The following is a 20,011-nucleotide window of genomic DNA, read 5'->3' on the forward strand; positions in this document are numbered from 1 at the left end:
CTCATGCCATGCCGTACCGGCGACGGAAACGCGCGGCCACCGGGCCGATCAGGAACAACAACGAGTACATGCAGCCCGGCAGCGCCCATAGCCAGCCTGGTGCTTCCAGCGGCATCAACAGAGCCACCAACGCGGAGACCAGGCCGATCACCGCCGGTACGCTCCATATCCACAGACCCAGCTGCGCCTCCCTTGCATCGAAGCCCTCGCGCTCCGCACGGCGTGCCGCATGGTGAAACAACGCCGTCAACGTGCCCGCCATGCAGGCGTAGCAAAGGCCATAGCAGGCAAACAGGATGCGCATGTCCGCGGTGCTCGCCGGGCGAAATTCACTCGGAAAGATGGGGCTGATGCCGTTGAACACGCTGGCGAACACCATGTGCAACGGATAGATGAAGATCAGCGCAAAGAACACCAGCAGCAGCGACAGCCAGCGACTCATCGTGTCGCTCTCAGGACAGCGCTCGCGCCAGCGCACGTGGCCGTGCCAGAAGAAGGTGATCTGGAAGAAGCTGGCGGCGAAGGCGGGGATGCCGCCCAGAGCAATTAGCAATTTGTCGGTGCTGCTGGGAATCACTCCGCCGCCGATCACCAGCAAGGTCAGGGTGAAGGCGAAGGCGCCGTCGACGAACATGTCCAGCCGGCCTGCTTCCACGCCTTCCCGATGCACGATCGCGTTCATCCCAGCGTCCCTGGTCAATGGTGGGCGCATAATACGAGCTTTCCGCCCGGACCCACGCTATGTTCGAAGTCGCCACGCAAACCTATACCAGCAAGCGTGAGCATTACGAGGATTTGTGCGCGCAAGCCCGCGGCATGCTGGCGGACGAACCCAATCTGATCGCCAATGCCGCGAACTTCGCTGCATTGGTCTTCAACAGCCTGCCCGAACTGAACTGGGCCGGCTTCTATCTATACGACGGCAAGGAGCTGGTGGTCGGCCCGTTCCAGGGCAAACCGGCCTGCATACGCATCGCCATCGGACGCGGCGTCTGCGGCACGGCGGCGCAAACGCGCGAGACCCAGCTAGTGGGTGACGTGCACGCCTTCGAAGGCCACATCGCCTGCGATGCGGCGTCCAACTCGGAAATCGTGGTGCCGCTGGTCAAGGCGGACGGCACCCTGCTCGGCGTGTGGGATGTGGACAGCCCGGTGGTGGCGCGCTTCGACGAGGAGGACCGCGCCGGCATGGAAGCGCTGTGCGCTGTTTTCATGGAAGCCGTAAACACCTGATACCAGGCCAGCCACGCTTAGAGCCTGTTCGAAATCTCTGGTTCTATATTGAACTGCTCGCCCTCCGCGCGGGGAGGTAAGCCTTTGGGTCGCGGTTTATTGCTTTGATGTTGGGGGATCGCGACCTGGCCGCTTACGCAGCGGGCGTCGCGAACACAGAACACATCCCTCAGTACCGCTCCATCTTTGCCGCCGTAGAGATTTTGAGCAGGCTCTTACTCGCGCGGCTGGCGCAGAAATGTCACCACTGCCTCACGCGCTTCCTCCACGCCCGTGCCTTCGCTGGAGGAAAACACCTGCACTGACGCCTGCAAACCCTCGACACCGAATTGCTTGCGCATCGCGGCCAGCGCCTGCGCGGCCTGCCCGCGCGAGAGCTTGTCCGCCTTGGTCAGCAGCAAGTGACAGGGCAGATGGGTCTGGAAGCAGAACTCCAGCATCATCCGGTCGAATTCCTTCAGCGGATGGCGGATGTCGGCGATCAGCACTACGCCACGCAAGCTGCGGCGCTGGTGCAGGTAAGCATCGATTTCCTGCTTCCAGTGGTCGCGCAACTCCGGCGGCACCTTGGCGTAGCCGTAGCCGGGCAGGTCGATCAGACGCACCTGCAGCGGCGGCTGGCCATCGCCTTGCGCCAGCGATGGCATCGAGAACGCCACCATCTGTTGCGTGCGGCCGGGTGTTTTGGAGGTGCGCGCCAATCCTCGATGCCCAGTCAGGGCATTCAGGGCACTGGACTTGCCGGCATTGGAGCGGCCAGCGAAGGCCACTTCCGCACCCTGATCGGCAGGCAATTGGTGGATGCGATGAGCGGCCAGCACGAACTGGGCACCCTGAAGGGGATTGGAGGCCATATATAGAGAATCTTCTGGTTTGACCGGCTACGGCGCGGCAGGGATAATTCCAAAGTTTCTGCCAGTTACAGCGCCGCAACGTCGCGCGCCGTGCAGCCATAGCAGTTTTTCTGGAGACAAGTGTATGAGTTTTCGGCCCGCTGGTTCCCGGCCCGCTGTTCTTGGATATGCCGTAGCCTTCGTTTTCGCGCTATCCGCCGGTGTGGTTGCGGCGCAGGACGCCAAGCCCGCCGCCGCGGCCACCGCCCAGCCAGCTGCCGCCACCAGCGCTGAGCACGCCGCTGCTCCCGCTACCGAAGCACCCGCCGGGGCCAAGCTGGGCGATGCCAGCGCCGGTGCCGGCAAGGCCGCCGCCTGTGGCGCCTGCCACGGCATGGACGGCAACTCCAGCGACGCGCAGTATCCCAAGCTGGCCGGCCAGAGCCAGCAGTACATCGCTCACCAGCTCACCAACTTCAAGAGCGGCAAGCGCCAGAACCCGATCATGATGGGCATGGCCGCCCCGCTGTCCGATCAGGACATGCGCGACATCGGCGCCTACTTCGCCACCAAGACCGCCCTGCCGGGCGTGGCCGATGCGGCGCTGGTCGAGCACGGCCAGAAGCTGTACCGCGAAGGCGACAACACCCGCGGCATCCCGGCCTGCATGGCTTGCCACAGCATCGACGGCCGCGGCAACCCGGGCGCCATGTACCCGCAGCTGACCAGCCAGCACGCCCAGTACATCGAGGCCACGCTGAAAGCCATGCACGATGGCACCAGCTGGGGTGACGACGCCCACGCCAAGATCATGCCGGGCATCGCGCAGAAGCTCGACGCCAAGGATATCGCCGCGCTGGCCAGTTATATCGAGGGCCTGCACGCCGCCGAAGGCGCCGCCAGCAAGCCTGCCACGCCCTGATCGATCAACGCCGGCCCCGGGGCCGGCGTTATCGTTTTACGTCACGACTTTCCGAGGTATCTCATGCTGAAACGCCTGCCTTTCCTGTGTACCGCCCTGTTCGCGCTTGCCGCATGCAGCAGCAACAGCGACAACGGCAGCGCCGCTCAGCAGCCCGCTCCGACGCCGGCCGCCAGCGCACCCGCGCAGCCAGCACCGGCTGCTCCGGCCTCGGCCCCTGCACCCGCCGCGGCCAGCACCGCTGCCGCCACTCCAGCTGCTGACAGCGCCAAGCCGGAAGCCGCGCCCGCTGCTGCAACGCCGACCGCGTCCGCCAAGGCCGAGCCGTTCGTGGACGATGGCAAGTGGGTCGAGGGCAAGCACTACTTCCGCATCGAGCCGGCTCAGCCGAAGATGACCGACACCGACAAGATCGAAGTGGTCGAGGTGTTCTCGTACGGCTGCCCGGCCTGCAACCAGTTCCATCCGCTGGTCGACCAGTTCGCCAAGAACATGCCGGCCGGTGCGGTGATCGCCTACCTGCCTGCCTCGTTCATGCCGCAGGAAAACTGGCCGATGCTTCAGCGCGCCTACCTCACGGCGCAGGCACTGGGCGTCGCCGAGAAGGGCAATGACGCGGTCTACGACGCGGTGTGGAAGAGCGGTGAGCTGAGCGCGATGAAGCCCGGCGGCCAGAGCCTGAAGGCCATGTCGGCACTGCCCACCATCGAGGACACCGCCAAGGTCTACGCCAAGTTCGGCGCAGACCCGAAGGAATTCGTCGCTGTGGCCAATTCGTTTGCCATCAACACCAAGGTCAAGCGTGCCGACGAGCTGGTGAAGGCCTACGGTGTCGAAGGCACGCCGACCATTATCGTCGACGGCAAGTATCGCTTTGACGGCGTTAGCGCCGGCGGTTATTCGCAGGCGATCGAGCTTGCCCGCTGGCTCGTGGCGAAAGAAGCCGCCGGCAAGTAAAGCATCCAGGGCGGCACCACCGTCGTTTTCGCGGAGAGATATTCATGTTCAAGCGTTTTGCCCGTCTGCGCGTCGTCGCCCTTGTCGGTGGTCTGTTGCTGACCAGCGCCTGCACGGCGTCCAACTCTTCGGCGCCCGCCCCCTACACCGAGGGCACCGAATACGTGACCCTGCCGGCCCCCGCACAGCGCTACAGCAGTGACGGCAAGGTGGAAGTGGTCGAGGTGTTCTCCTACGGCTGCGTGCATTGCGCACACTTCGCGCCGATCGCCGAGCAAATGCGTAAGCAACTGCCGGCTGGCGTGGTGTTCAAGCTGGTGCCGGCCGCGTTCAACGACGAGTGGCTGCCTTATGCCCGCGCCTTCTATGCGGCGAAGCAGCTAGGTGTAGTGGACCAGACCCACCTGGCCTTGTTCCAGGCCAAGTTCGACGAGCACTACCCGATCTCGACGCTGGATGAACTGGCCGACTTCTACGCCAGCAAGGGCGTGGACCGCGCCAAGTTCCTCAGCATCGCCAGCTCGGACGAAGTAACCGCGCAGATCAAGCGCGACATGACCTTCTTCCAGAAATGGCAGATCGACGGCACGCCGACCATCGTGGTCGACGGCAAGTACCGCAATGAGAAAATCAAAACACTGGACCAGCTCTCCGCCCTCACCCAGTGGCTGGTCAAACGCGAACTCAACGGCAAGTAAGCCCCACCTCGCAGGGCCGTCCCTTCGACGGCCCTGTATTCACGTCCGGCTGGGCATGCTTGCCGATATCGCTGATGCCCCACCCGTGCACCGTGACCCGATGAACCGCGCCGCTCCTCCTAAAGCCGCCGCACCCGAACGTCGCCTGCGACTGCTGAGCTGCAACATCCTTGCGGGCGCCAGCGTGCAGCGCTACAGCGAATACCTCACGCGCAGCATCAACGCGGTGCTGCCCGGCCGCAACAAGCTGGACAATCTCGATCGCCTCGCCGAAGTGCTGCCACAGTTCGACGTGATCGGTCTGCAGGAGGCCGATGCAGGCAGTCTGCGTTCGGGCTTCCTCAACCAGACGCGTTATCTGGCCGAAACATCGGGCATGCCGTTCTGGAGCCACCAGCCGAACCGGCCGATGGCGCGGTTAGCGCATTCCGCCAACGGCCTCATCAGCCGGCTGGAACCGAGCAGCGTACTGGACTATCCCCTGCCCAGCCGCATTCCCGGACGCGGCGCCCTACTGGCGCGCTTCGGCGAAGGCAACGACGCGCTGGCCGTGATGATTGCCCATCTCTCGCTCAGCGCTCCGGCGCGTGCGCGCCAACTCGCCTTCATCGCCGAGGTGCTGCAGGACTATCCGCACGCCGTGCTGATGGGCGATCTGAATACCGACGCGGGCAGCAACGAGATGCGACACCTGTTCGCCCGATCCAACCTTACCCCGCCGCCGCATCCGACACCGACCTTCCCCAGCTGGAAGCCGCGCCGTGCGCTGGACCACATCCTCACCACCGACGCGATCCACTTGGACAAGGTGTGGGCGCTACCGCAGGCGTTCTCCGATCACTTGCCGCTGGCAGCGGAAATTCGCCTGCCCAACCACGTCGCGCCACGCGCGCATAAACTTCGCCGATGAAACCAACCCTGCTGCGTCTCTCCCTGCCCTGGCTGCTGCTCGCCATCGTCGGCCTGCTCACGGCCGTTATCCGCTATGGCGTGATCGAGCCCAGCGACATGGCGCATCTATGCGATGGCGCCGCCACCAACCCGGTCTGGTGCCCATGGCGGCAGGCGGTGGTGCTTGGCTTTCTCAACTACGGCTATGGCTGGGCGGCACTGGTGGTGGCTGCGCTGGCGCTGGCCTGGAAGCATCCCTTTACAGCCTGGCTGGCCGCTGCGGTGGGCCTGTTCGCGCTGCAGATGTACTGCTACGAAGCCGGCGCCTTCGCCGTGCTGGTGGGCTGTCTGCGCCTACTGCGCCTGCAGGCGGGAACGTTGCCAGGCGACGAAGACGGGCAAGGCGATAACGAGGTTCAAACCCAGCCATAACCAAGCCACCGGATTCAATCCGATCTCCTGCACCACTACCACGGCAGCCAGCGCAGGCAGCCAGAACGCGAGAAAGCGTTCTTCCAGCTGCAAGCCTGGCGTATCGCGACAACCATCCAGCCATCCGGCCAGCGCGAAACCGATGCACGGCAGTGCGAACAGCCCCAGCGGGAAGTCGCGGTAACGGCCGTCGAACACCAGCAACAAACCTTCCAACGCCAGTACGAACAGCCATCCAAAACGTAGCCAGCCACCGGGTATCGGTTGACGTGGCGCGCCGACGAGGCGAGCCGCGATCCAGCGTGCCAGCACGATGGCCGTACCCAGTGCGATAAGGCAGGCGCCGATCGACAGCGTCCACTCGAAAGCATTGCGGCAGGCATACAACATCTGCCGGTACTGCCATGCCAGCGCGGTACCGCTCGCAAAGCCCGCCAGTTTCAGTACCGCCCATCCACGCACGCCACGCCAATCGCGCCGCCATAGCCCAGCCAGCGCGAACAGCCACATGCCCACGACACCGGCGACCCAGCCCAGCCACCAGCGCGGCTCTTCCGTCACCGGGCCTTGCATGGCGAACTTCGGCTTGGCGTTGACATCGAAGATGCCCCAGTAACCGCCCACCGTACCTTCCTGCGCGCGCTTCCATGGCTGGTCGAACGCCTCGATCACGTTGTATGGCATCGACACGCTGCCGGCGTACTGCAGGAACTCGCGCATGTAGCGCGCTTCGTTCACCACGCTGGCGCTCGCTGCGCGACGCGGGCGGCCGGCGCTGGGCCAGCCGGTTTCGCCGATCATCACCTCGCGGCCGGGGAAAGCTTTCTTCACCTGCGCATAGACATCGGCCACGTGGCGCACCGCGCGCTCCGGCGGCACTGGCTGGTCTTCCCAGTACGGCAGGATGTGGATGGTGAGGTAGTCCACCGCGTCCACCATCTCGGGATAGCGCAGCCAGAACTCCCACACGTCGGCGTAGCTCACCGGCACCGAGCGCGGCACCGCGTCGCGCACCTGGCGCACATAGCCCGACAATGCCTTCGACGACAGCTCACCGCGCAGCAACACTTCGTTGCCGACGATCACGCCGCGCAGCACTTCCGGATGGGCATTCGCCAAAGCGATGCCCAGCTTCACCTGCTCCGCGTTGGCCACCGGATCGCGACCCAACCAGATGCCCATCAGCACCTTCATGCCGTAGCGACCAGCAATCTCCGGTACCGCACTCAAGCCCTGCCCCTGCGAGTAGGTGCGCACGCAATCGAAGCGTTGCGACAAGGCACGCAGGTCGGCGTCGATGCGCTCGGGGCTGACGAAAGCCTTGAGGTCGTAAGGCGTTTCGCCCGGCTCGCGGAACGGCGCGTAAGACACACAGGCGATGCGCGCCGACGGCGCTTCCGGCAGTGCCACCGGCCGGCCGATCAGCCACCACCACAGTGCGCCCGTGCAAGCAGCAAGCACCAGAACCAGCCACACGAAGGTGCGCGCACGGGACGAAGGCGAGGGCGATGACGACATGCGCTACCTGTGGGGTCTGCGCCAACCGCGGCGCCTGGAAAGCGCGCAAGTCTATCAGGCACCCTGCAAAGCCCGCGCCGTGTCACCAACGTTTTAACGCCCCGCTCAGCGGCGATTTGCCACCCTGCCGTGCGCACCAGACACCGCAGCTGGAGCAGGGCGGGCTCTTACACTGCGAATAGATCGGCTCAAGGAGTTGTCATGCCCCATCACGCTGCGCCACGGCGCCTCACCCGCAAGGTGCTCATTGTTCTGTCCGGCTGGCTGCTCGCCGGAAGCGCCACCATGGCGGCCGAACCCAGCGCCGCCCAGCGCGCGACCTTCAAGCAGGCGTATGCCACCGCCCAGCAAGGTGGCGATAGCTGGCGCCCCCTGGCCAAGGGCCTGACCGACTATCCGCTGTACCCCTATCTGGAAGCCGCCGCGCTCATGCATGACCTGCGCCAGCTCGAGCGCGCGCCGGTGGACGCTTACCTCAAGCGCTATCCCGACCTGATTCCCGCCAGCGATCTGCGCCGCGACTACCTGCTTGAACTGGCGCGCCGCAAGGATTGGGCTGGCTTCCTCTCGCTCTACCAGCCCGGCATGGGCGACGCCCTGAGCTGCAACGCGCTGCAGGCGCAGCTGGCCAACGGTGGCACACTGGATTTCGACCGTGACCTGGCCACGCTGTGGAACAAACCGAGCCTGCCCAGCGCCTGCGACCCGGTGCTCAACACGGCGCACGACCAGGGCCTGCTGACCGGCCCGCGCCTGTGGGCGCGTATCGATCGTGCCGCGGACGCCGCGCAGGGCGGCACTATCGCGTCGCTGGCCGGCTGGCTACCAGCCGATGAAGTGCAAGCCGGACAGCGCTTGGCGATGGCCTTGCGTGACCCGGGCGGTGCCGTGGTGGAAGCCAACAGTTGGCCGGACACGCCGCGCCATCGACAGGCCGCCATGCTCGCCTTGGAGCGTCTGGCGCGGCGCCAGTCGGCTGTCGCCGATACGGCATGGCAGAAACTGCAGAACCGCTTCAACTTCACTCCCGAGCAGCGCGGACGCGTGCTGAACGCCCTGGCCGTCTTTCACGCCACGGATTTCGATGAAAGCGCCCTGCAACGCCTCACCGCCCTACCCGCCAGCGCCCAGACCGATGCGAGTCGTGAATGGCGTGTGCGCGTGGCGCTCTCCCAGCAGGACTGGAAGGCCGCACTCGCGGCCGTCGACGCCATGCCCGCCACCCAGCAACAGGATGGCGAATGGCGCTGGTTCCGCGCCCGCGCCCTGACCGCGCTGAATCGCGACGCCGAAGCACGCAAACTGCTCGCCACGCTGGCGCAGGAGCCGACCTTCTTCGGTTTTCTCGCCGCCGATCGCCTCGATGCGCCTTATGCGATTTGCCCGCTCGCGCTGCCAAGCGACCCGCAGCGCGAGCAGGCGCTGTTGGCCAATCGCGGCCTGCTGCGCGCCTTCGAGCTGTACGCCGTGGACCTGCCGAAACAGGCCCGCCGCGAGTGGACCCAGGCGCTGGATGGCGCCGACCCTGCCACAGTGAAACTGGCCACCGATCTCGCCTACCGCCGCGGCTGGTACGACCGCGCGGTGTTCAACTTCAACAGCGGCGACGCACTGCGCCACTACGAGCAGCGCTTTCCACTGGCCAGCCAGGATGGCGTCGTGCCGCAGGCCAAACAGGCCGGTATCGACCCTTCCTGGGCCTACGCCATCCTGCGCGCGGAAAGCGCGTGGATGAGCGACGCGCGCTCCGGCGCCGATGCGCGCGGCCTGATGCAGCTACTGCCCAGCACCGCCGCCTTGGTCGCCAAACGCAACGGCCTGACCTGGGAGGGTGGCGACTCGCTGTACGACCCGGTCACCAACATCATCCTGGGCACCCGCTACCTGGCCCAGATGGCCGAGCGCTTCAACGGCGCGCCATGGCTGGCCAGTGCCGCCTACAACGCCGGCCCCGGCAGGGTTGATCAGTGGCTGGCTGCGCGCGGCTCGCTGGCGCCGGATCTATTTGTAGCCAGCATCCCGTTCAAGGAAACCCGTGAATACGTGGCACGCGTGATGGCTTTCGCCGTGATCTACGACTGGCGCCTCAACGGCAAGGCCACCACACTGGCCGAACGCATGCCGGCGATCGGCCAGGCGTATAAACTTCCAGATGGCCAGACAGCACGCAGACCGGCGGCATGCCCGGTCGTCACAGCACCCGTAGCACCAGCAGACACCGGCTCTGTCGCCGCGTCAGCCACCAGCATGGAGCCCACCACCACCTCGGGCTCCGCGCGCTAGTCATAAGGTGCGATCGCCATGAAAACGAAGCAACTGGTCATCCTCGGCGGCACCGGTTTCGTCGGCAGCTACCTCGTGCCGCGCCTGGCCGCCGATGGCCATCAAATTGTGCTGCTTTCGCGCAACCGCGAGCGGCGCCGCGAACTGTTCGTGGTTCCCGGCGTGGAGATCCGCAGCGTCGACGTCTACGACGGCAACGCGCTGCGGCGCCAGTTCGAAGGCGCCGATGCGGTGATCCACATGATCGGCATCCTCAACCCGCAAGGGCCTTACACCTTCCAGGAAACCCACGTCGAACTGCCACGGCGCGTCACCGCGGCCTGTCATGCCGCCGGCGTCTCGCGCCTGCATCTGATGAGTTCGTTGAAGGCCGGCCAGGGTCTGTCGCAGTACCTCAAGACGCGCGGCGAAGCGGAAAACATCGTGCGCCAGTCAGGCCTCGACTGGACCATCTACCAATCCAGCGTCATGTTCGGCGCCAACGATGGCCTGGTCAGCCGCTTCGCCAACCTGCTGCACAAAATGCCCGTGTTGCCGCTCGCACGCGCGCCGTCGCGGCTCGCACCGACCTACGTCGGCGATGTCGCCGACGCCATCTCACACTGCGTCGCCGACGACACCTTGAGCCTGGATCGCAGCTTCGAACTGTACGGCCCCGAGGTACTGACCCTGGGCGAGATCGTGCGCAATATCCGCGACACCCTCGGCGTACGCACGCCGATCCTGGAACTACCCGACAGCCTGGGACGACTGCAGGCGCAATTCGCCGAACTGATCCCCGGCAAACCCTTCTCCCGCGACAACTTCCTTTCGCTGCGCACCGACTCCGTCGGCAAGCAAGACGGCTACGCCGCCCTCGGCATCGTCCCGCAGGCACTCACACCGTGGCTGCCGGTATTGCTCAGCGGATCCGTGCGGCAACGACGACTGGACCATGCGCGAGTGACGTTTCGCTCGAGGCATTGAAGCGGGAAGAATCGGCAGGCCGGGGTTCGTTACCGCTCACCTAACGGAGCGCTGCTCTTGCTCTACCGCTTTTGATCTTCAGGGGTCCCCTGTGCAGCGGTGAGGGCTGGACGATCAGGCCCCGCAGGGGGCGCAGGCATGGATGCCTGCGCCTTTTCGACACGACAGGGATGTCGTGTCGAAAAGCCCGGCCAGACCTCACGAACCCGCAGGCGAAGCCGAAGGGCGCGGAACCGGGGTGGCCTCTCTTTTGGTTACTTTTCTCTGGCCAAACAGAGAAAAGTGACCCGGCCTCCGGCAGGAGGACGGAAGCCCGCCGCAGGCGAGCCAGACTGCGACAACACGAACATCGAGCGACAACGCCGCTGGATTCCGACCTACGCCGGAATGACGAAGTAGAAGTGGCGTCGTGAGCGCCAGCCCCTCACCCCAACCCTTCCCCCCGAGGGGAGAGGAAGCAAAGACAAGTGCCCATGGCAGAATCCCCCGCATGCGCATCTACCTCGTCGGCGGCGCCGTCCGCGACAAACTGCTTCATCGCCCCGTCGTCGATCACGACCACGTCGTCGTCAACGCCACGCCCGACCACCTGCTCGCCCTCGGCTATAAACCGGTAGGCAAGGACTTCCCCGTCTTCCTGCACCCGCAGACCGGCGAGGAATATGCCTTGGCGCGCACCGAGCGCAAAACCGGTCGCGGCTATCACGGCTTCGCTTTCCAGGCCGATCCCTCGGTAACACTGGAAGAAGACCTGGCGCGACGCGACCTCACCATCAACGCCATCGCTGAAGACGAACACGGCGCCTTGGTCGACCCATTCAATGGCGTGCGCGATCTCGAACAGCGCGTGCTGCGGCACGTCTCGCCAGCTTTCGTCGAAGACCCGGTACGACTGCTGCGCGTGGCGCGCTTCGCCGCGCGTTTCGCGCCGCTCGGCTTCATGGTCGCCGACGAAACCATGGCGCTGATGCAGCAGATGGTGCGCAACGGCGAAGTGGATCATCTGGTGCCGGAACGCGTGTGGCAGGAAACACGAAAGGCGCTCACCGAGCCGCGCCCCTCTGCCTTCCTGCGTGTGTTGCGCGACAGCGGCGCACTGGCCGTGTTGTTTCCGGAAATCGACGCGCTGTACGGCGTACCGCAACGCGCCGAGTTTCACCCAGAGGTCGACACCGGCATTCATATGGAGATGGTGCTGGACGCGGCTGCGCGCATCGCACCGGGCAACGATCTGGTCGGCTTCTGCGCGCTCACTCACGACCTCGGCAAGGCCCTGACACCAGCCGACGTGCTGCCTCGGCACGTCGGCCACGAGCACGCCGGCGTGGCGCCGCTGCGCCAGCTGGCGGCCCGGCTGCGCGTGCCCACCGAGCATGCCGCGCTGGCTGAACAGGTCTGCCGCGAACATCTCAACGCGCATCGCGCTTTCGAGCTGAAGCCGGCGACGGTGCTGCGCCTGTTGATCGCCCTGGATGCGCTGCGTCGTCCCGAACGGCTGGAAATCTTCCTCGCCGCCTGCGAAGCGGACAAGCGCGGCCGCCTGGGGCATGAGGACGATGCCTATCCTCAGGCCGGCTATCTGCGCGCAGCACGGGCAGCGGCGGCGGACGTCGGAGCGAGCGCCTTCATCGCCCAGGGATTGCAGGGGCCGGACGTGGGCGCGGCCATGGAAAAGGCCCGCACAACGGCCATCGAGGCGGTGAAACGCGTCGCCTCATAGGGCGATCCGTTGTATAAGAGAATGCTGCCTGTCACCGAAGTCGGGCGTTTTCATGAACTTGCGCCCGGAGTCGCCCATGTTTTCCACTGCCCGTTCCACGTCACCACTGCGTCAACGCTTTCGCCCCCTGTGGTGGCTAGGCATCGCTTATGTCGTGCTCGGCGCCCTCACCCGCATCGTCCTGCTAGGCATGTCCGGCGGCGGCGTGCCGCACAACCCGCTGTACTGGCTTTATGCCTTTGGCGTGGGGCTGGGCTACGACCTGATCACTTTCATCTACGTGGCCTGGCCGCTGGTGCTGTTCCTGTGGCTGATGCCGCAGCGCGCCTATGTGTCGCGTACGGGGCAATGGGTGCTCTACGCGCTGGGCGCGGTGTTGCTCTACGGGCTGATGTTCGTGGCGGTATCGGAGCTGGTGTTCTGGAATGAATTCGGCACCCGCTTCAACTTCATCGCCGTGGATTACCTCGTTTACACCACCGAAGTGATCGGCAATATCCGTGAGTCCTATCCGCTTGGCCAATGGCTGAGCCTGCTCGCGCTGGCGGTGCTGGCGGTGCTGGCGATCGGCCGTCGCGGCCTGCGCACGCAGGACAGCGGCAGCCGCTTCCTGCAGCGCGGCAAGGTCGTGCTGACCTGGCTGATGCTGACCGTGCTCACCGCCTTTGCATTCAAGGGCACGCTGAAGGACCGCACCGACAATAACTTCGTCAACGAACTGTCGGGCAACGGCATCTACGAATTCTTCGCCGCCTTCCGCAGCAGCCACCTCGACTACTCGCGCTTCTACACCATGCTGCCGGAGGAACAGGCCTTCCGCGACGTGCGCACGATGCTCAAGACACAAGAGGCCACCTACGTCAGCGACGATCCACGCGATCTCACTCGCGAAATCCGCCACGCCAGGCCGGAGAAGCACCTCAACGTGGTGCTGATCAGCGTGGAAAGCCTCTCTGCCGATTTCATGCAAACCTTCGGCGACACCCGCAACATCACGCCCAACCTCGATGCGCTGGTCGACCAGAGCCTGTTCTTCGACAACCTCTACGCCAACGGCACGCGCACCGTGCGCGGCCTGGAAGCGCTGTCGCTGTCGATTCCGCCGACCCCTGGCGACTCGCTGGTAAAGGCGCACAACAACGAAAACCTGTTCTCGGTAGCCAGCGTGTTCAACGACCGCGGCTACCAGTCGGACTTTGTCTACGGTGGCTACGGCTACTTCGACAACATGAACTACTACTTCAGCCATAACGGCTATCGCACGGTGGATCGCAACGACATCGCCAAGAGCGAGCCGATCCACCACGAGAACGTGTGGGGTGTGGCCGACGAAGATCTGTACACGCTCGCGCTGCGCCAGATGGACAGCATCCACGCGGAAGGCAAGCCGTTCTTCCTGCATGTGATGACCACCTCCAACCACCGCCCGTTCACCGTGCCGGCCGATCGCGTGCCGCAGAAGAACGGCACGCGCGAAGCGGCCGTGGCTTACACCGACTGGTCCATCGCCGACTTCATCAAGCGCGCGCGCAGCAAGCCGTACTTCGACGACACCATCTTCGTCATCACTGCCGACCACTGCGCCTCTAGCGCCGGCCGCACCAGCGTGCCGATCAACCGCTACCACATCCCGCTGTGGATCTATGCGCCCAAGCACATCCAGCCGCAGCGCGTGCATCGCCTGATGGGCCAGCCCGATATCGTGCCAACCCTGTTGGGCCTGATGAACTTCAGCTACCGCAGCCGCTTCTTCGGCTACGACCTGTTCCAGCTCGAACCCGGCCGCGAACGCGCCTTCCCCGCTACCTACGAGAAGCTTGGTTACCTGCACGGCGACATACTTACTGTGCTCGAACCGCAGCGCCGCCTTGAACAGATGCGCCCGGACTTCGAAACCGGCGATGGCACGCCAGTGAAGCCGATCGACCAGCAGCTGGTGGACCAGGCGACGGCCTATTACCAGGTGGCCGCGCACCTGTATAAAAATCAGCAACTGGGGCGGCGCAAAGAGGACAGCACGCCGGTGCGGCCAGCCGCTGCCGCTGGCGAGGCCAGTCCGGCACAGTAGCAATCCTCAGCAACACGAGCGCACCGCTGCTCGTTTATGATGGCGCCGCTGCAACCCCGCAGCGGCAGCCCATCGGGCGGCCAACCATCTCCACGGACAGTTTGGATCGGGCCCACCATGAGCCAGACATGGATGCCGCGTGTTGCGGTATTGATTCCTTGTTTCAATGAAGCCGTCGCCATTCCCATCGTCGTGCGCGACTTTGCCGCCGCGCTGCCGCAGGCGCGCGTCTACGTCTACGACAACAATTCCACTGTCGAAGCGGCGTGAGCCGCCGGCGCCACGAATGACTCAAGAAATGCACCTGGTGGGCGCTACGGCCGCGTAGGAGCCGTGCGCTCCACATCCGTGGGAGGCTTGAGCACTGATCAAAATCCCAATCGCGTCCTCGATGACCAGCAATATCCGCGAAAATCGTTTCTTGGCTATCACCTGTAGGGGTTGAGCCGAGGGGCATGTACAAGTGCCCAGCGAAATCACTAAATATTAGTCGATTCAGTACTTTAAAGGATAAGAATGACGCTGCGACGGGTGCTCTGCGCGAGCGCAAATGCAAGCTTGAGGGATCTGTTCCGAGTAAGAACACTCACCGATGCGTTGAGCCAAGATCAGGACAACTTCCTGTTACTTCGCTTGCTCGCCGCCAGTATGGTCATCTATGGGCATGGTGAGGCGATTAGTGGAGATGGTCGGCCTGACCTGTTCACTTGGCTCGGGTGGGGCATCTATTCGGGCGCCTTGGCAGTTAACGTGTTCTTCGTCATAAGTGGCTTTATGATTACCGGCAGCTATCTTCGCCGCCGTCATTTGCCCAGCTTTTTATGGGCGCGCCTTCTGAGAATCTACCCCGCCTACGCATTCTGCTTGCTGGGCTCGGCATTTTTGCTCGGGGCAATCTTCACTGAACTCCCGCTCCGCGACTATCTGCGCGACCACCAGGTCATGCACTACGTCACGAAAAATATTGAGCTTGGGATAGGTATCGTCTACAACCTTCCTGGTGTGTTTACCGGGGGTCAGGTACACAGCGCGGTCAACGGGTCGATCTGGACGTTGCCGGCCGAGGTCCGAATGTATTTATGGGTTGCGATCGCCGGGGTGTTAGGAATTCTGGCGCGCAAGTACCTAGCAAACATTTTGATTGTGGCGTTGTTTGCATGGGGCCTGCACAGACCCGCCACTATTCCACTGATTCCGCTGCCGGCCTTCGTCCAGCTCGCGGCCTACTTCGCCTTGGGCGCCTTCTGTTTCGTCAATCGGCAGTGGGTATATGTCGGCTGGCCCATCGCATTGCTGACCGGAGCCTTGGCCTGGCTCTTGCGTGACAGTGGCCTTTACCCATTTGCAATGGCGGCCGCGTTGGCCAGCTTCGTATTCGCGTTTGCTTACAACACACCGTTGTATGCCCTCAACCGTTTCGGGGACTATTCGTATGGTCTATACCTTTGGGGATTCCCCGTTCAACAAGCGGTGGCTCACCAAATCCCCGGCATCTCTTCCTTAGCGAACGCGCTAATCGCCTGGCCACTTGCTCTTCTCCTAGCCGTGTTCTCCTGGCACGTCATCGAAAAGCCGATGCTCTCTCTCAAATCGCTTCCGCGTGAGGTTTATTTGCGGTTGAAGTCTACGATGCAGCGAAGTGGGAAAAGCGTCAGTAGCGTCACCGAAGCCGAGGAAGCTGGGTGACTCCACTACCTCTCTCCCTGCTTTCGCACACAAGGCACCGCATCATTCAACCTAGCGAGACTGGTGTTTAGCGTTGGAGACGCAGGCGCCGATGCGGTCCACCAATCGCCGGATATGGTCAAAGGCAGTCGGGCCCGTCTCTACCCACGCGCCAGCTCGATAATGTCCACGCCTAAAGGCGCCAGGTTTGTGCTCGGACGCTGCAGCCCGGCCCGGAGCCGATAAAAGCTTTCAAACCTCAGAGCCTCGCCCCCTGATCGGCCGCCAGCATCTCGGCCGGCAGCGGCACCACGTCCATACCGCGGGCGAACAGCATGGCCTGGAAGCGCTCGCCCATCTGCTCCGGCAAAGTGAGTCGCTTCACCTGTTGGGCCAGACGATAGCGCGCCGCTTCATCGCTGGCCTCTTCATAGGCACTTTCGAACGCCTGCTGCAAACCGGCGGCGATCAGGAAATGGGCTTGCGGCAGATAGGCCGCCACGCCAAAGCCGGCCTGGTTGCCGGCCTCGGCAAGCGCAGTGAAATCTACTGACGCCGTGAGGTCGTTGAGACCGGGTAGATAGAGCGGATCATTGTGCGCATGGTGGCGGTAGTGCGCCATCAGCGTGCCGTCGGTGCGGTCGGGTTGGTAGAACTCACGGCGCACGTAACCGTAGTCGATGAAGAGCATGATGCCGGCGGTGAGCGAAGCCGCGATGGCCTGCATCCAGTACGGCAGCTGCGGCAGGATCTCCGAACGGTAGCCGTTGGCGAACTCGGTTTCGAGATCGCGCTCAACGTGCCGCACTGCACCGGCGACCAACGCGTCAGCCGGGCGGTCGACGCGCATCAGGCGCCCTTCGCCATCGAGCGCCACATACTCTTCGTACACCTCGCCGTCGCGCATCGCGAAGCGCGTGGTGGGCAGTGCGTCGATCACCTCGTTGGCGAATAGCACGCCGCGCCAATCCTGCTCGGGCGGACGATCCAGCCATTGCACGCGCGCGAACAGCTCGGGCGACAAGGCGGTGGCGAGGCGTTCGCGCTGGCGCTCGCGCAGGTCTGCGCTGGGCTCCAGGATCAGATAGTGGCGAGGTACGCTGCCTTCGGCATGCAGCGCCAGTAGCGCCGCCTCGGCGAAGGCGCCGCTGCCGCCGCCCAGTTCGAGGAAATCAGCATCGTCGCCCAGCATTTCCAGTACGGGCTGCACGGTTCGTGCGACGCAGCGCGCGAACAGTTCGCCCAGTTCCGGTGCCGTAACGAAATCGCCCGCCTCGCCGAACTTGGTCGCACCCGCGCTGTAGTAGCCAAGGCCGGGCGCATAGAGGCAGCGCTCCATGTATTGCGAGAACGGCATGGGGCCGTGCGAAGCGATCTCCTCGCGCAGCCGTTGCAGCAGCCGGTCGGAGTGTTCGCGCTCGTCGGCGCCGGGGACGGGAAGTCGGGAGGAAGTGCTCGGGTTCATCGGCGCAAGGATAGCCGATGCCTAGGTGGGTGCCTGACTCGTGCCGCCAAAAGCCACGGGGCAGCCGCGTTTAGCACTATCGCGAGCCCCCTCACCCCAGCCCTCTCCCCCGTGCACCAATTTGTGCACGGGGGAGATGGAGGAGCGCGGTCAGAACTCCTTCTGCACGCTCAAGTACAAACCGCGACGCGGCCCGAACTGCGGAGCGCCGACACCCACCCCGGTACCGTCACGAAGCTGGTAAGTGCGGTCAAACGCGTTGATCAACGCCAACTGCGTGTGCAGCTTGCCGAAGCCATCGAAGTTGAAGTCGTGCGACACGTTGAGGTTGAGCTGGAAGTAAGCCGGCACATGGCCGCCATTGGGGATGCCGCTGGCCGATTTACGCAAGCCCGTGCCGAACAGGTAGTCCGCGCCCACCTTGGTGGCATCGTCGATGGCATAGCTGACGCCACCGGACGAAGAGTACTTCTGGTCGTGATCGAGATGGATGTAGTGATTAGCGATGTAGTCCAGCTCTTCCGGCCCGAAGTTGTACTGACCAGTGATGATGCGGCGACCCATGGCACGGCTATAGGTCAGGTTGAAGTAGGCCGAGAGTGGCCCGCTGTCGTAATTCGCCGTGAACTCCACGCCGCGCACGCGACCGTCCGCGTAGTTGAAGTTGGAATAGATCAACGCCGAACCGAACTGCCCCTCGTCCTGCAGGCGCTTGACCTTGCGGTAGTAGGCGTCGAGGCCCAGCGTCAACGTCTTGCCGAACTGCTGCGAGATGCCGGCGTCGAAGTAATCCGAGCGCTCCGCCAACGGCGTGGTGTTGGCGCCGCTCGGCAAGGCATTGGTGGTGCCGTCGAACTTGGCGATGTTGCGGCTATCGATCACCTCGGTGGCTGGTGGCGTGAAGTACCGCGCGTAGCCGGCGTGCAGCGTGGTGCTGTCGCTGGCCTGATAGATCAGGCCCAGGCGCGGGCTCAGCTGGCTTTCGGTGCGAAACAGCTGATAGCGGTCGCCACGCAGGCCGTAGTTAACGGTCCACTTCTCACCGATGCTCCACTCGTCCTGCACGTACGCCGACCAGGTGCGCGCGATCAGGCGGCTGCTATCGACGATGTCGATGGGCGTGGTGCTGGCCTGGCTGCCGTCGGCGTTGGCCGGAAATACCAACGAATCGTTGTTGGTATGGCCGTGCTCGAACGAGCCGTACAAGCCATAACGCAGCGTGTGGTTGTCGCCCATCGGTGTGGAGAAATCCGCCTGCAGGGTGCTGGCGCGGTTGTTGCGATGGATATCGGACGCCACGCCTCTGAACATCAGATCGCCGATGTCGTCGGGGGTGAAGCCCACGCTGCTGTAACGCTGACCCAGCGATACCTGGTAGTCGGTGCGGCCGAATTTGCCCTGCAGTGCAAGGACGCCAAAGCGAGTGGTCTCGCGCTGGCGTTCGTTGAGCCTAGCCGAGTCGAACGTGGTCTGATCCAGATAACCGAACTGCGGCGTCTGGCCCGGGTTGTTCGGAATCTGAAAGCGATTGTTGGTGGCGCCGAACAGGAAGCTTATGCGTGTGTCGTTGTCGATCAGATAGGAGACGTCGCCAAATCCCTTCACCTGATTCGTGCGATCGTGAACCGGCTTGCGGCTTGAGGCGGGGTTCTCGATGCCGACATCGCTTTCCAGATAGTTGCCAGTGACGAACCAGCTCCAGCGATCGCTGCTGCCCCATACCGACGCATTGGGATTGATGGTGCCAAACGAGCCGCCGGTGATGCCGGCACTGCCGCCGTTGCCGAGGTCATGCCCGCTCTTGGTGGTGATATCCACCACCGCCGCGGTACGCAGGCCGTACTGTGCCGGCAGCGCACCATCGAGCAGTTTCATATTCTTGATGGTGCGCGCATCGAGGGTCTGACCGAAGCCGGAAATCGATTCGGGGATGATCACGCCATTGATGCGGTACTGCAGGTTCGCGTGATCGCCGCGTACGTGCAGCCCGCCGTACGAGTCCTGCACCACGCCTGGCGCCTGCAGGAGCACCTGGTTCAACGGCGTGGCGTCGCCCAGCGGCAGGGCCTGGATGGCCTTCTGGTCGATCACGTACTGGCTGCTGCCCGTATCGGGAGAGAGCGCATTGCGCGACTGATCCAGCGCCGCCGTCACGTCGATCGCACTCAGCTGCTGCACCTTGTTGCCCGGCTTGTTGCGCGTCGCGCCGTCCGCGGCATCCGACCCAGTGTCGACCTTCGCGGGAGGATTGGCGGCGTCCACGGTTTGCGTGGTGGGTTCTGCGGCGTGAACGGATACGGCGGCCAGTGCGGCAGCAAGACTGAAGGCAAGCAAAGTGGGCTTCATCAGGAGCTCGGGAA

General features: G+C 64.1%; 17 protein-coding genes. 12 read left to right on the forward strand and 5 right to left on the reverse strand.

The genetic code is table 11. The features are described from left to right. Position 1: 1 nt before the first annotated feature. A complete protein-coding gene (locus OUZ45_RS15065; protein WP_266170951.1) occupies positions 2 to 682 on the reverse strand; it encodes a TMEM175 family protein in 681 nt (226 codons plus the stop codon). A gap of 59 nt (positions 683 to 741) precedes the next feature. On the opposite strand from OUZ45_RS15065, the gene OUZ45_RS15070 reads away from it, so the two are divergent. Beyond that, complete coding sequence (locus tag OUZ45_RS15070; RefSeq protein ID WP_266170952.1) at positions 742 to 1,233, forward strand: GAF domain-containing protein; 492 nt, start codon at positions 742 to 744, stop codon at positions 1,231 to 1,233. Between the two features lie 215 nt (positions 1,234 to 1,448). Here the strand turns inward: OUZ45_RS15070 and yihA are convergent, their stop codons facing one another. Continuing rightward, entirely contained in the window at positions 1,449 to 2,087 is a 639-nt protein-coding gene (gene yihA / locus OUZ45_RS15075) for a ribosome biogenesis GTP-binding protein YihA/YsxC (RefSeq protein ID WP_266170953.1), read from the reverse strand. 124 nt (positions 2,088 to 2,211) lie between these two features. Here yihA and OUZ45_RS15080 point away from each other — a divergent pair, with 124 nt between their 5' ends. The 5 genes from OUZ45_RS15080 (at position 2,212) to OUZ45_RS15100 (ending at position 5,966) form a co-directional block, all read left to right on the forward strand. Continuing rightward, positions 2,212 to 2,988 carry a c-type cytochrome gene (locus OUZ45_RS15080; protein ID WP_266170954.1) on the forward strand — a complete coding sequence of 259 codons (777 nt, stop codon included), beginning with the start codon at positions 2,212 to 2,214 and terminating at the stop codon, positions 2,986 to 2,988. A 63-nt stretch (positions 2,989 to 3,051) separates the two neighbouring features. Beyond that, positions 3,052 to 3,945, forward strand: coding sequence for a thiol:disulfide interchange protein DsbA/DsbL (locus tag OUZ45_RS15085; RefSeq protein WP_266170955.1), 894 nt, complete (start codon positions 3,052 to 3,054; stop codon positions 3,943 to 3,945). Positions 3,946 to 3,989: 44 nt separating this feature from the next. Next, entirely contained in the window at positions 3,990 to 4,643 is a 654-nt protein-coding gene (locus tag OUZ45_RS15090; protein WP_266170956.1) for a thiol:disulfide interchange protein DsbA/DsbL, read from the forward strand. A 100-nt stretch (positions 4,644 to 4,743) separates the two neighbouring features. Further along, positions 4,744 to 5,553, forward strand: a complete 810-nt coding sequence (locus OUZ45_RS15095; protein WP_266170957.1) for an endonuclease/exonuclease/phosphatase family protein — start codon at positions 4,744 to 4,746, stop codon at positions 5,551 to 5,553. Continuing rightward, a complete protein-coding gene (locus OUZ45_RS15100) occupies positions 5,550 to 5,966 on the forward strand; it encodes a hypothetical protein (protein WP_266170958.1) in 417 nt (138 codons plus the stop codon). Before OUZ45_RS15095 ends, OUZ45_RS15100 begins: the two co-directional genes overlap by 4 nt. On the opposite strand, the gene OUZ45_RS15105 is transcribed toward OUZ45_RS15100, so the two are convergent. After that, the gene (locus OUZ45_RS15105; RefSeq protein WP_266170960.1) at positions 5,889 to 7,484 is read right to left on the reverse strand and encodes a glycoside hydrolase family 17 protein; all 1,596 of its coding nucleotides are present in this window, start codon (positions 7,482 to 7,484) and stop codon (positions 5,889 to 5,891) included. The two genes, OUZ45_RS15100 and OUZ45_RS15105, sit on opposite strands and share 78 nt — an antisense overlap. A gap of 201 nt (positions 7,485 to 7,685) precedes the next feature. Between OUZ45_RS15105 and OUZ45_RS15110 the strand changes: the two genes are divergently transcribed. The 6 genes from OUZ45_RS15110 to OUZ45_RS15135 all read left to right on the forward strand — a co-directional run bounded on the left by OUZ45_RS15110 (position 7,686) and on the right by OUZ45_RS15135 (position 16,207). Further along, positions 7,686 to 9,767 carry a transglycosylase SLT domain-containing protein gene (locus tag OUZ45_RS15110; RefSeq protein WP_266170961.1) on the forward strand — a complete coding sequence of 694 codons (2,082 nt, stop codon included), beginning with the start codon at positions 7,686 to 7,688 and terminating at the stop codon, positions 9,765 to 9,767. A gap of 18 nt (positions 9,768 to 9,785) precedes the next feature. Further along, the gene (locus OUZ45_RS15115; RefSeq protein ID WP_266170962.1) at positions 9,786 to 10,733 is read left to right on the forward strand and encodes a complex I NDUFA9 subunit family protein; all 948 of its coding nucleotides are present in this window, start codon (positions 9,786 to 9,788) and stop codon (positions 10,731 to 10,733) included. Between the two features lie 490 nt (positions 10,734 to 11,223). Then, entirely contained in the window at positions 11,224 to 12,453 is a 1,230-nt protein-coding gene (locus OUZ45_RS15120) for a multifunctional CCA addition/repair protein (protein WP_266170963.1), read from the forward strand. 76 nt (positions 12,454 to 12,529) lie between these two features. Next, positions 12,530 to 14,521 carry an LTA synthase family protein gene (locus tag OUZ45_RS15125; protein ID WP_266170964.1) on the forward strand — a complete coding sequence of 664 codons (1,992 nt, stop codon included), beginning with the start codon at positions 12,530 to 12,532 and terminating at the stop codon, positions 14,519 to 14,521. 117 nt (positions 14,522 to 14,638) lie between these two features. After that, positions 14,639 to 14,791 carry a glycosyltransferase gene (locus OUZ45_RS15130; protein ID WP_266170965.1) on the forward strand — a complete coding sequence of 51 codons (153 nt, stop codon included), beginning with the start codon at positions 14,639 to 14,641 and terminating at the stop codon, positions 14,789 to 14,791. Positions 14,792 to 15,037: 246 nt separating this feature from the next. After that, on the forward strand, positions 15,038 to 16,207 hold the full coding sequence (locus OUZ45_RS15135) for an acyltransferase family protein (protein WP_266170966.1): 1,170 nt from the start codon (positions 15,038 to 15,040) through the stop codon (positions 16,205 to 16,207). 238 nt (positions 16,208 to 16,445) lie between these two features. On the opposite strand, the gene OUZ45_RS15140 is transcribed toward OUZ45_RS15135, so the two are convergent. Both OUZ45_RS15140 and OUZ45_RS15145 read right to left on the reverse strand, forming a co-directional pair. Next, entirely contained in the window at positions 16,446 to 17,651 is a 1,206-nt protein-coding gene (locus OUZ45_RS15140) for a class I SAM-dependent methyltransferase (protein WP_266170967.1), read from the reverse strand. A gap of 150 nt (positions 17,652 to 17,801) precedes the next feature. Beyond that, entirely contained in the window at positions 17,802 to 19,997 is a 2,196-nt protein-coding gene (locus OUZ45_RS15145; protein WP_266170968.1) for a TonB-dependent receptor, read from the reverse strand. Between the last annotated feature and the right edge of the window lie 14 nt (positions 19,998 to 20,011).

Source organism: Dyella subtropica, from assembly GCF_026283965.1.
In the GTDB taxonomy this organism is placed as follows: Bacteria; Pseudomonadota; Gammaproteobacteria; order Xanthomonadales; family Rhodanobacteraceae; genus Dyella_D; species Dyella_D subtropica.